Here is a 12,548-nt window from a genome sequence, read left to right on the forward strand (position 1 = left end):
TAGCTAAGAGCAGCCAACACCGCTACAGCGTGAAGAATGAAGGATAAAAGAAAATGTTACCCTACAACCCGCCAACTGAACCCTGGCTACATATACTCTACCAAGACGAGCATATTATTGTAGTCAATAAACCTAGCGGCTTGCTTTCTGTACCAGGGAAAGCCCCTGAGCACCATGACAGCATCATGAGCCGTATTCAGCGGGATTATCCTGCGGCAGAGTCCGTTCACCGTTTAGATATGGCAACCAGTGGCGTTATGGTCGTCGCTCTGCATAAAGCGGCTGAGCGTGAACTCAAGCGTCAGTTTAGGGAGCGGGAGCCGAAAAAGCACTATGTGGCTCGCGTGTGGGGGCATTTGGAAAAACCTGAGGGTTTGGTGGATTTGCCGCTGATTTGTGACTGGCCAAATCGCCCTAAGCAAAAAGTCTGTTTTGAAACAGGGAAATCGGCCCAAACCGAATACCAAGTTTTAGAATATGAAGAGCAGGCAACGCGAGTCAAACTTTCGCCAATTACGGGACGCTCTCATCAGCTACGTGTGCATATGCTTGCGTTAGGGCACCCTATTCTTGGTGACAGATTTTATGCCCATGAAGAAGCATTGGCATTAGCACCACGTTTGCAGTTACATGCTCAGGAGCTGTATATCACTCATCCTGAGTATGGCACACCAATGCATTTTACTTGCCCGCCAGATTTCTAATCTAATTGAAGCGCTTAGGCTACCCAAGCGCTTCAATTATTTAAAAGCTTAAGTTATTTAAAACTGAAGTTATTTAAAAACTGAAGTTATTTGAAACCCTTCTCTTTTTTAACAAGATCATAAGCTGCCTGAATTGACTGCGCTTTTTGCTTAGCAATTTCCATCATCTCTGGCGGTAACCCTTTTGCAACGAGCTTATCAGGGTGATGCTCACTCATCAGCTTACGGTACGCTCGCTTAATTTTCGTTGGATCATCATCGACGGAAACTCCAAGTACCTTACAGGCATCTTCCAGCGTAGGACCATTATTTTGTTGATAATAGCCTCCAGACTGCTGCTGAGAATAACCATGACCAAACTGGCGACCGCTTTGGATCATATCTAAGAATTGCTCAAACTGAATTTTGGAGATACCCAGCTCTTCCGCGATGATAAATAGCACTTTTCTTTCGTTAGGATGTAGGGTTCCATCCGCGAAAGCAGCTTGCAATTGAATTTCCAGAAACATCTGAACAAGGTCAAAACGACCATAGCAAGCCATACGTAATTGTTTAAGAACATCACGCAGTGGAAAGTCTGGGGATTTTCCCTCTCTAAAGGCTTGTTGAGCGGCTTTGCGAGTTTCTCCATGCAGTTGCATTCTGTCCATCAGGTTCGATGCTAACTGGATATCAGTCTCGGTGACACGCCCTTTTGACTTGGTTAAATGCCCTAATATTTGAAAGGTACTTGCGAAGAAAATAATTTGTCTGTCGCGCTTATTGAAGGCGCCAGCGAACTTACGTTGAGCCGAAGCCTTATCAAAACCGTGCCCAATCAGTAAGCCAGCTAATGCTCCCCAAAACCCTAAACCGGAGACAATAGCGAGTATCACCCCAATAATTTTACCCCAATAGTGCATATATCCCTCAATTCTTCAATGCTCAGAATGCAATTTTGCATTATCATACTATCCATTCTGCTTTTGTGCATAACGATAAAGAGCCTAACAAGTTGCTAACTACGTTTATTCCAGTTTTGATATTATACTGGCGAAAACGGGTTGGCTAAGATAGTCTTTGAGCGTTTGCCGACTGTGCCCATTTGACGGACTCCCTATTTAATGATGAAGAAAAGTTATCCCACAATAATCGCCACCATGGTATGGGCGGCTATTTATAGCCAGCAAGCACATGCTGATCTTGCAGCACAATGTATGCTTGGGGTGCCTGTTTATGACAAACCTATTATCTCTGGTGATCAAAATAGCTTACCGATTGAGATTCAAGCTGACGACGTCACAGGGGAATACCCTAATTTTGTCGAATATACTGGTAACGTTGATATTCAGCAGGGCAACCAGACTCTCACAGCAGATAACGTTAAACTGACACAAACCCAAAAAGAGGGTGAAGAACCGGTTCGTGAAGTGACGGCGACAGGGAATGTCCATTACGATGACCCTCAAATTATCCTGAAGGGTCCTTCAGCGTGGTCAAACTTAGATAATAAAAACACTGACGTTGATGACGGTAACTACATGATGGTAGGTCGTCAAGGTCGCGGTGATGCGAAAAAAATGAAAATGCGAGGTGAAAACCGCTATTCCATTATGGAAAACGGGACTTTCACCAGTTGCTTACCGGGCAGTAATACATGGAGCGTTGCAGGCTCTGAAGTGATTATTGACCGCGAGGAGGAAGTCGCAGAAATTTGGCATGCTCGTTTCCGTATCGCAGATGTGCCTGTGTTCTATAGCCCATATATGCAGTTACCGATTGGTAGCAAACGCCGTTCTGGTTTCTTAATCCCAATGGGAAGCTATTCAAACAACGACGGGTTAGAGTTCACGCTGCCGTATTATTGGAACATCGCACCAAATTACGATGCGACGATTACGCCACAATTTATGACCCACCGAGGCGTTAAATTAAATAACGAATTCCGTTATTTAATCACACCAGGTACGGGTACGATAGCATTTGACTTCATTAACCACGACCGCGCTTATATTAAAGATAAAGAGAATAAGAAACGTGATGCCCGTGACAGCGATGACCGTTGGTTATTCTACTGGCGCCACTCAGGGACCTTTGCTCAGCACTGGAGCTTTGGTGCCGACTACACTAAAGTAAGTGATCCCCAATACTTTACTGATTTTAGCTCTCAGTACGGTAGCACCACTGATGGTTATGCCACACAGAAATTTAACGTCGGCTATTCTGATACCAACTGGAACATGAAAGTGTCTCACAAACAGTTCCAAATCTTTGTGGATAACCCAAATAAGCGTGCTTATAAAGCTGAACCGCAAATCGATTTTAACTATTACCAAAATGACGTCGGTATGTTGGATTTCCATACTTACGCACAAGCTGCTCGTTTTACTAGTGTGGGTGAAAATAACCCAGACGCAACCCGTTTGCATATCGAACCTGAAGTCAGCATGCCGCTGTCTAACGGTTGGGCGCAAATGAATAACAGCGTAAGACTATTCGCAACTCACTATGATCAAGATATCCCTAAAGCCCAAGAAAATAGTAGCCTAGAAAAAAATGTCACCCGTGTGCTGCCAATGTTTAAGAGTGATGCGAAGGTGGTATTTGAGCGCGACTTATTCCAAGGCAGTGATTTTGTTCAAACTTTAGAACCACGAGTTCAGTATTTATATATTCCGTATAAAGATCAGGACAATATCAATAACTACGACTCATCATTATTACAATCTGATTATTCGGGCTTATTCCGTGACCGTATATACAGTGGTTTAGACCGTATCGCTTCAGCAAACCAGTTCACAACCGGTTTAACCACCCGTATTTATGATGAAAATTTAGCTGAGCGCTTCAATTTCTCCGTTGGACAAATTTACTATTTAGAGCGCCCTCGCGCGGGGAATTCAACGCGAAAAATTGATGATAAGAGTGATACGGGATCATTGCTGTGGGCAACCGATGCCATGTGGCACATTGATGAAAACTGGGGCATTAGAGGGAACTTACAGTATGACCGCCGCCTTGGTAACATCACCATGGGGAACGCAGTTACTGAATATCGCTTTGATGCAGATAGACTAATTCAGCTGAATTACCGCTTTGTTGACCGTGACTATATTCAAGCGACATACCAAAAAGATAATGAGAATGTATATAAACTACCTGAATACCAACAAGGTATTTCCCAGATTGGTACTGTTGTCAGCTGGCCATTAAGTGAAAATTGGGGCTTTGTTGGTTCTTACTATTACGATACTAAGCAGCAACAATCGGCGAGCCAGCTTGTCGGATTACAGTACAATGCCTGCTGTTGGGCGGTGAATTTAGGATACGAACGTAAGATTGTGGGTTGGCAAAATGAGAAGTTCAGCAGTGAATATGACAATAAATGGTCTATCAACGTGGAACTTAGAGGCCTAAATAACAATCATAGTTTAGGTAGTCAGGAGATGTTGAAACAAGGTATTATTCCTTATCAACGTGCTTTCTGATAACAAACAACATAACGATCACGATTAGCCCGCATATGCGGAATAAAAGTCAATTTTATAGGACCATTATGAAGAATTGGAGAACACTTATTCTGGGACTGATGTTCGCAAGCTCTGCAAGTTTAGCTGCGCCACAGCAAATGGATAAAGTGGCTGCGGTTGTCAACAACGGAGTTGTACTTGAAAGCGACGTCCAGAATATGATCAATACAGTGAAGTTGAATGCACGTAATGCAAATCAACAAGTTCCTGATGATCAAACCCTGCGCCAACAAATCATCGACCGTTTGGTTATGGATAACATCATGTTGCAGATGGCTAACCAAATGCAGATTAATATCCCTGAAGAAGCTGTGAATGCGACTATCGCGGATATTGCTCGCCAAAACAATTTAACCTTACCGCAGATGGAAAAACGCCTGACCGCGGATGGTATCAATATGGGCAAATACCGCAGCGAAATCCGTAAGGAAATGCTGTTAGCGGAAGTGCGTAATAACGAAGTTCGCCGCCGTATCACCATTTTGCCTCAAGAAGTTGATGCATTAGCTGAGCAAATGGATTCTCAAATGAATGCTCAGAAAGGCGTAAATTTAAGCCACATTCTGATCCCACTGCCAGAGAACCCAACGCCAGAACAGTTATCAAAAGCAGAATCGTTAGTTGATAAAATCTTAACTGACCTGAAAAAAGGCTCTGATTTCGGTAAATTAGCAATTGCTTACTCTGCTGACCCTCAAGCACTGAAAGGTGGAAACATGGGTTGGTCACGTCTGCAAGAGCTGCCAGTGGTCTTTTCTGATCAACTGAAAAACTCGAAGAAAGGCGACATCGTTGGTCCAATTCGTTCAGGTGTAGGCTTCCATATTTTACGTGTCAATGACGTTACTGGTGATACTCACCAGCCAATTTCTGTCACCGAAGTGAAAGCGCGTCATATCTTACTGAAATCATCACCAATTATGGATGATGCAACAGCAAGACAAAAACTGACTCAACTGGCTCAAGAGATCCGTAACGGCAGAATTTCATTTGAAGAAGCGGCTAAAGAGAACTCCGAAGACCCAGGTAGTGCATTAAAAGGTGGGGAATTAGGTTGGAATATGCCTGATGTTTACGACCCTGCATTCCGTGACGCACTGATGAAACTGAAAAAAGGTGAAATCAGCCAACCTGTACCTTCAAGTTTCGGCTGGCACTTAATTCAGTTAGAAGATACTCGCAGTGTCGATAAAACTGATGCCGCGAAGAAAGATCAAGCGTACCGTTTACTGTTCAATCGTAAGTTTAACGAAGAAGCGCAGACTTGGATGCAAGAACAACGCGCTGCGGCTTATGTGAATATCGTGGATGGTCGCCAAAGCCAATCTAATGATGAACAAGCAAAATAAGCCAATCGTCATCACCCCCGGTGAACCTGCCGGGGTAGGTCCAGATCTTCTGATCCAATTAGCTCAGCAGGCATGGCCTGTCGAGCTTGTGGCTTGCGCAGATCCAGACCTGCTTCTTCAACGCGCTAAAACTCTCAATTTACCGCTAACATTACGCGAATATGATGCAAAACAGCCACAGACTTCTGTCGCTGGACAATTGTCGATTGTTCCCGTTTCACTGAATGCACCGGCAGAAGCTGGAAAACTCGATGTTCGTAATGGTGAATATGTTACTGAAACTTTAGCGCGTGCTTGTGATGGCTGTTTGAGTGATGAATTTTCTGCCATTGTGACGGGGCCTGTTCACAAAGGCATTATTAATGACGCTGGTATTCCATTTAGTGGACATACCGAATTTTTCGCAGATAGAAGTCACTGCGACCGCGTTGTGATGATGCTCGCAACACAAGAATTACGTGTCGCTTTAGCGACCACGCACCTGCCGCTAAAAGATGTCTCCGACGCAATTACCCAACAAAGCTTGCATGAAGTGATCACCATTTTGCATCATGACCTGCAAACCAAGTTTGGTATTGAAAACCCGCACATCTATGTTTGTGGGCTTAACCCTCATGCCGGAGAAGGCGGACATATGGGAATGGAAGAGATTGAAACCATCATTCCAGCCCTAGAAACCTTGCGTAAACAAGGCATTACCTTAATCGGTCCTTTACCCGCAGACACGCTTTTCCAACCGAAGTATTTAACCGATGCAGATGCAGTATTAGCGATGTATCACGATCAGGGACTACCTGTGTTAAAATACCAAGGTTTCGGCAGAGCGGTAAATATTACCCTTGGTCTGCCATTTATCCGTACTTCCGTCGATCACGGCACAGCGCTTGAATTAGCAGGTACGGGTCAAGCCGATGCGGGCAGTTTCATCACCGCATTGAAATTAGCTATCCAAATGACACAAAAGAATTCATGAATAATCGAGTCCATCAGGGGCACCTTGCCCGCAAACGTTTCGGGCAGAACTTTTTAACTGACCAATTTATTATCGACAGTATTGTAGATGCAATGCACCCACAACCAGGACAAGCCATTGTAGAAATTGGTCCGGGTCTTGGTGCATTAACTGAACCTGTTGGTAGCCGCATGGATAAAATGACGGTTGTCGAACTTGACCGCGACCTTGCCGCTCGTCTGCATGTCCATCCACAGCTGAAAGACAAGCTAACCATCATCCAGCAAGATGCGATGACTGTCGATTTTGGTGAACTGGCGAAACAAGCTGGACAGCCAATACGCGTATTTGGTAATTTGCCTTATAACATCTCAACACCGTTGATGTTCCACCTGTTTACATTCACCAACCAAATTTCCGACATGAATTTCATGTTGCAAAAAGAAGTGGTTAATCGATTAGTAGCAGGACCTGGAAGCAAAGCTTTCGGTCGTTTAAGCGTAATGGCGCAATATTACTGCAATGTTGTTCCTGTGCTTGAAGTTCCGCCTACTGCCTTTGCACCACCACCAAAAGTGGACTCTGCGGTAGTAAGATTGATCCCTCACAAGGAAAATCCATACCCAGTGAAGGATATTAAAGTATTGAGCCGTATTACGACTCAAGCATTTAACCAACGTCGTAAAACTATCCGCAATAGTCTTGGGGATTTATTCAGCGTTGAGCAGTTAACCGAACTGGGCATCGACCCAGGAACGCGCGCTGAAAATATCTCCGTTGAGCACTATTGTAAGATGGCAAACTATCTGTGTAATTTATCGGAATAGAGAATCTGAGGAGGCACTATGCTGAATGATCCCAATGTGAGCATCCAAGTTCAAAGTGTCTACATAGAAAGCCAATCCCAGCCCGACATTGCCCGTTTTGTCTTTGCGTATACTATTTGTATCCGCAATTTAGGGCGAATTCCTATACAGCTAATGAGCCGTTACTGGCTCATTACCAATAGTGATGGTCGTAAAACTGAAGTGCAAGGTGAAGGCGTGGTGGGTGAACAACCCGTTATCCTACCGGGCAAAGAATATCGCTATACCAGCGGTGCTATCTTAGAAACACCAATGGGTACGATGGAAGGCTATTACGTTATGCTGAGCGATCAAGGAAATCACTTTCATGTTGATATTCCTGCATTTCGCCTCGCTATCCCAACACTGATTAATTAATTATGTCCACATACATTGTAGGTGATATACACGGTTGTTATCGTGAGCTGCGGGAACTTCTCGATAGCGTGAATTTCGATCCACAGCAAGATACATTATGGCTAACGGGTGACCTTGTTGCTCGTGGACCCGAGTCATTGCAAGTCTTACGCTATGTGAAAAGTTTAGGCTCATCAGCACGATTAGTGTTAGGCAACCATGACCTACATTTGATTGGCATCTACTGCAAAATCAGTCGCAATAAGCCTAAAGACCATCTTGATGAGTTACTCAATGCACCCGATATCGATGAGCTCATCAATTGGTTACGCCGTCAGCCACTTTTACAAGTCGATGAAGAGCAAAAAATGGTCATGACCCACGCCGGTATTACGCCACAGTGGGATCTCGAAACCGCAAAAATGTGCGCTCGCGAAGTGGAAGCTGTGCTTTCAAGCGATGCATATCCGCTATTTATTGACTCTATGTATGGCGACATGCCAAACAATTGGTCTGAAAGTTTGATGGGGCTAGCGCGTTTACGCTACAGCACCAATGCCCTCACCCGCCTGCGTTATTGTTTTCCAAATGGGCAACTGGATATGATCTGCAAAGAGAGCCCAGCTAAAGCTCCTGCTCCACTGAAGCCATGGTTTTCTCTACCAAGTCAATTCCCTGAAGATTACGCCATTTTCTTTGGTCATTGGGCATCATTGGAAGGTAAGTTTACACCGGAACATGTGTATGCGATGGATACTGGCTGTTGCTGGGGAGGGGATTTAACGCTGCTTCACTGGGAAACTAAAACATTCCATAGACAGAAATCTCACCAGAAACGTCGCAAAGAGTGAGTGTTTACTCTAGATACCAAATGATAGATAGCAAAATGGCACCTAACAGTGCCATTTTTGTTGACTAGAGCAGCGACGGTTAAACGCGACGAGTCAGAACTTCAATGCAGAAACCGTGGCTATTCGCTTCGTCTGCCTCATGATATTCAGTGAAAATAGAGTCCCATTCATCAGGCTCGTAAGCAGGGAAATGTGTATCCCCAATCACTTCAGCATCCACGTGAGTCAAATAGAGTTTATTCGCCATTGGAAGGAATTGTTGATAAACCTTACCACCACCAATCACCATAATCTCATCAGCACCTTCAACTGCCTTCGCGGCTTCTAATGCTTCTTCAACTGATTTAACCCAGATAACACCAGTTTCTGTGCCTGCTTGGCTACTTAAAACAATATTGACACGCTGCGGTAAAGGACGACCTAGGGCTTCATAAGTCACGCGTCCCATAATCACAGGTTTATTCAATGTTTGACGCTTAAACCACGCCAAATCACCTGGTAAATTCCAAGGCATCGCATTTTCCATGCCGATAACCTGATCGAACGCCATTGCTGCGATTAAGCTAATATTCATCTAACCACCTTAGAAACGAAATATAAAAATTGTGCACACTATACGGAAACAGACATACTTCGTCGACTAAATTTAATCTTCCTTAAATACCACTCAATCCCTTATACTCGAACGACTCAAGTCAATGCACTAAACGATGTTTACAACGCTTTTAGTCCCTTATTACTCAGTTTAGTTCAACCTAAAATAAAGAGATTACATTATGTATCAGACCAGTATCATGGTCGCGACGATTGCCGCCCTTGGCATGATCTCACCAGGTCCAGATTTCTTTTTAATTATCAAGAATGCAGCGCGTTACCAACGTTCAGCAGCCATGATGACTGCCCTCGGTATTATCGTTGCTATTGCACTTCATATGTCTTATTGCGTGGCAGGGCTCGCCGTGTTGATCACCACCACGCCATGGTTATTTAATATTCTTAAATATGCTGGCGCGGCGTATTTAATCTGGATTGGGATTAAAAGCCTGATGCCACAGAAGGCTCAGAGTGTTGATTTAATGAGCAATCAACATGAGCATGTCACATTCAAAAAAGCGTTCATGCAAGGTTTCTTATGTAACGTCTTAAATCCTAAGGCAACTTTATTCTTCTTAGCGATTTTTACTCAAGTGCTTAGTGTGGATTCGACATTCTCAGAAAAGCTCTGGTTCGCCTTTATTATTTGGGGTCTTGCTGTGATTTACTGGCCAATTTTGGTGTGCTTAATTCAAAGTGCCCCCGTTAGAAAAGGGCTAGCGAAAGTACAAAAATATGTGGATAAAGTCCTTGGCGTGGTGCTAGTAGCATTTGGTATACGCGTAGCATTAAGCTAATCTTTAACGTAAAAAAGCCCGCTAATTGCGGGCTTTTTCTAATGTTTCAATTAGTTACTACCATCTTCAGGTGTAATAACCAGTTGTCCCACTGAGCCTAAATCTGCTTTTTCGAGGTTTTGGCTATAAAACAGGAATGGGAAATGGTTGTAAGACGGTTGCAGCATCTGCACCAGTAGCTCACAGCGCCCATCAATCCAAACGGTATCTTTCCATCCAAAGTTATCTGGCTTAGCTGGCTGCCCATTACAGTTGATCACTTTAAAGCGAACACCTTCAATGTGGAAAGATTGAGGCTGTTGACTGCTGACATTCCAACGCTCCCAACTGCCTTGGCGAGAAGTAATATCCACACGCCCCGTATCCAATTTTACGCCATTGATGCCTACTGGATCATTTAGTTGGATATCACGGTTAGTAATCGAGGAGGTAATCTGTGTCGTATCCAAAACTAATTGTTTTGGAACATCATCCGTCACCAATGACATTAATCCCGTCGCTTTGATGGTTAGCACATTGGTGGAAATTAAATTATTCGACGGTTCAAATAGCCCTTTTACGCGATCCATCAACGAGGCAGATTCCCCTGCTGTAATCGTCAGTTCAGCAGTTTTCGCCATATCAATCAGCACTTCACGACGTTCTCCCGGTGCAAGTGAAAGTTCTTGTACGCTGGCAGGCACCGTTAGCAATCCTTGATCTGACGCTATCATCACGAAAGGACGGCCATCGCTGATTTTCATCACATAGCGTCTGGAGTTAGACGCGTTTAATAATCTTAAACGTACCCAACCACGAGAAACTTCGACATAGGGATCTTGCACACCGTTAACCACTAATGTATCCCCGAGGAATCCATTCTCATCAGTGTAATATTCAGGAACGCCAAAGTTATCCAAACGTTTGTCTTGAATAATAATCGGGAAATCATCTACGCCGTAATGTTTTGGTAAACGTAACTCTTTTGTGGAATCATCATCAATGATCCACATTCCCAGTAAACCATTGTAGATTTGCTGTCCCATTTTACCTTGGGTATTCGCGTGATACCAAAGCGTTGCCGCATTTTGGCGAATAGGGATCACCGGCGACCAATCTGCATTTGGCGAAATTTGTCTCGCTGCACCGCCAATTTGCGTGCCGGGGATCTGCAACCCGCTAATCGTCATTGAAACGGCATCCGGTAGTCTATTGCTATAGATTAGTTTGAGGTCATCGCCGTTTTTTACGCGAATAGTGGGTCCTGGATAAGAACCATTAATCCCTAAAACTTCCGCTGAATATTTACCATCGAAAGACCAATGGATTTTTTGTAATGTTAAAAAGAGTGGCTGTCCCGAACGGGATTCTAGCAAGGGTGGAACAGGGAGTGCGGTCGTTCCTTCTGCACTCGCATAAGTTGATACCTGCAATAAGCACACAGCCAACCCGCTAATCAGCAATGATCGGCAACGACTGAATAACATAGATTCTCCGCTAAATAAAAAACCAGCAAATTATTTTAATAAATCATTATAAATTAGTGATTTATACGAGTATTTTTAGGTATGTGCTGGTGATACCACTATTTGGAATTCAATAATTTATCTTGCGACAAATTTGCGAGCCATCATATCGCGAAAGGGCATGGAATTCTAAAAATATATGTATCAATAATTAAAATATAATAAATTTGAGTGGTAATAATTACGAGTGGGATTATATGACGGAGAAAATAGTGGAGCAAAAGTCTCGCAGTGAAAATAACATCGCCAGAATAACATAGTGGGAAGTTCTGAATGACCTTCCCACTATCGATATCAATTAACTTAGTAAAATCATAGAACTTAGTAAAAGTATGGAGATTAGCGTTTATTCAGCTCTTCAACTTCTTTATCTAACTCTTTAATTTTAGCTTCCATCAAGTCATGACAATATTCCGATAGCTCACGAACCTGATCTTTAGAGTATTTCGAGGTATCTATCGGATCCAACATTTCAATAATCACATGACCATTATTCCAACGGTTCAAGCTAATTTTGTTTTGTGTTGTAGACACACACACAGGCACAATTGGCACACCAGCAGCAATCGCAGCATGGAATGCGCCCGTTTTAAATGGCAGTAAACCACGACCACGGCTACGAGTTCCTTCAGGGAACATCCAGACTGAAATCTTACGAGATTTAATCTGCTCGGCAACTTGGGAAATAGTGTTATGGGCTTTCGAACGGTTACCACGGTCAATCAAAATATTTCCCGTGATCCAGTACAAGAAGCCAAAGAATGGGATCAGAACAAGGCTCTTTTTACCCACAGTAACGGTTCTTGGTTGAACACCATTCGACATAGTGACCATGTCATAGTTATTTTGGTGGTTACCGATATAAATACTTGGACCGTAATCCTTTGCCTTAGCCGGAACACGGTCAATCATTTTAATACCGAACACATGGGACAAACGCCCAAACATACGACCAAACGTCATCACATGTCTTGGATTTCGTGGGCTAAATAGGCAGTAGATACTGCCACCTACACACACACAAATCGTAAATATGATCACAATGATAGCTCTAATTAGCGCTAGCATAATATTCCTTAACTTAT

12 protein-coding genes are annotated in these 12,548 nt (G+C 43.5%); 8 read left to right on the top strand and 4 right to left on the bottom strand.

The window, feature by feature from the left end; translation table 11 throughout:
• The first annotated feature begins 53 nt into the window (after nt 1-53).
• A complete protein-coding gene (rluA, locus tag HFU86_RS15730; protein WP_132496533.1) occupies nt 54-704 on the top strand; it encodes a bifunctional tRNA pseudouridine(32) synthase/23S rRNA pseudouridine(746) synthase RluA in 651 nt (216 codons plus the stop codon).
• Between the two features lie 86 nt (nt 705-790).
• On the opposite strand, the gene djlA is transcribed toward rluA, so the two are convergent.
• Nucleotides 791-1,606, bottom strand: coding sequence for a co-chaperone DjlA (gene djlA / locus HFU86_RS15735; protein WP_132496534.1), 816 nt, complete (start codon nt 1,604-1,606; stop codon nt 791-793).
• Nucleotides 1,607-1,810: 204 nt separating this feature from the next.
• Here djlA and lptD point away from each other — a divergent pair, with 204 nt between their 5' ends.
• The 6 genes from lptD to apaH all read left to right on the top strand — a co-directional run bounded on the left by lptD (nt 1,811) and on the right by apaH (nt 8,567).
• Entirely contained in the window at nt 1,811-4,171 is a 2,361-nt protein-coding gene (gene lptD / locus HFU86_RS15740; RefSeq protein WP_187129875.1) for an LPS assembly protein LptD, read from the top strand.
• Nucleotides 4,172-4,239: 68 nt separating this feature from the next.
• On the top strand, nt 4,240-5,562 hold the full coding sequence (gene surA / locus HFU86_RS15745; RefSeq protein ID WP_036956295.1) for a peptidylprolyl isomerase SurA: 1,323 nt from the start codon (nt 4,240-4,242) through the stop codon (nt 5,560-5,562).
• Nucleotides 5,543-6,535 carry a 4-hydroxythreonine-4-phosphate dehydrogenase PdxA gene (gene pdxA / locus HFU86_RS15750; protein ID WP_132496536.1) on the top strand — a complete coding sequence of 331 codons (993 nt, stop codon included), beginning with the start codon at nt 5,543-5,545 and terminating at the stop codon, nt 6,533-6,535. The genes surA and pdxA overlap by 20 nt, the downstream gene beginning before the upstream one ends.
• Nucleotides 6,532-7,341 (top strand): 16S rRNA (adenine(1518)-N(6)/adenine(1519)-N(6))-dimethyltransferase RsmA, encoded by an 810-nt coding sequence (rsmA, locus tag HFU86_RS15755; RefSeq protein ID WP_036956293.1) that lies wholly within the window; start codon nt 6,532-6,534, stop codon nt 7,339-7,341. Before pdxA ends, rsmA begins: the two co-directional genes overlap by 4 nt.
• Nucleotides 7,342-7,359: 18 nt before the next feature.
• Nucleotides 7,360-7,737, top strand: a complete 378-nt coding sequence (gene apaG / locus HFU86_RS15760) for a Co2+/Mg2+ efflux protein ApaG (protein ID WP_036956291.1) — start codon at nt 7,360-7,362, stop codon at nt 7,735-7,737.
• A gap of 2 nt (nt 7,738-7,739) precedes the next feature.
• Nucleotides 7,740-8,567: a bis(5'-nucleosyl)-tetraphosphatase (symmetrical) ApaH gene (gene apaH, locus HFU86_RS15765; protein WP_036956289.1), complete on the top strand. Its 828-nt coding sequence runs from the start codon at nt 7,740-7,742 to the stop codon at nt 8,565-8,567.
• A gap of 79 nt (nt 8,568-8,646) precedes the next feature.
• Here apaH and folA read toward each other — a convergent pair whose 3' ends face one another.
• On the bottom strand, nt 8,647-9,141 hold the full coding sequence (folA, locus tag HFU86_RS15770) for a type 3 dihydrofolate reductase (RefSeq protein ID WP_036956287.1): 495 nt from the start codon (nt 9,139-9,141) through the stop codon (nt 8,647-8,649).
• Nucleotides 9,142-9,343: 202 nt separating this feature from the next.
• On the opposite strand from folA, the gene HFU86_RS15775 reads away from it, so the two are divergent.
• Nucleotides 9,344-9,958 carry a LysE family translocator gene (locus tag HFU86_RS15775; RefSeq protein WP_187129638.1) on the top strand — a complete coding sequence of 205 codons (615 nt, stop codon included), beginning with the start codon at nt 9,344-9,346 and terminating at the stop codon, nt 9,956-9,958.
• 50 nt (nt 9,959-10,008) lie between these two features.
• On the opposite strand, the gene ftsP is transcribed toward HFU86_RS15775, so the two are convergent.
• Nucleotides 10,009-11,424 (bottom strand): cell division protein FtsP, encoded by a 1,416-nt coding sequence (gene ftsP, locus HFU86_RS15780; RefSeq protein ID WP_187129639.1) that lies wholly within the window; start codon nt 11,422-11,424, stop codon nt 10,009-10,011.
• 378 nt (nt 11,425-11,802) lie between these two features.
• Nucleotides 11,803-12,531, bottom strand: a complete 729-nt coding sequence (locus HFU86_RS15785; protein ID WP_036956280.1) for a 1-acylglycerol-3-phosphate O-acyltransferase — start codon at nt 12,529-12,531, stop codon at nt 11,803-11,805.
• Between the last annotated feature and the right edge of the window lie 17 nt (nt 12,532-12,548).

The sequence above is a fragment of the Providencia sp. JUb39 genome (assembly GCF_012272845.1).
GTDB classification, from domain to species: Bacteria; Pseudomonadota; Gammaproteobacteria; order Enterobacterales; family Enterobacteriaceae; genus Providencia; species Providencia lanzhouensis.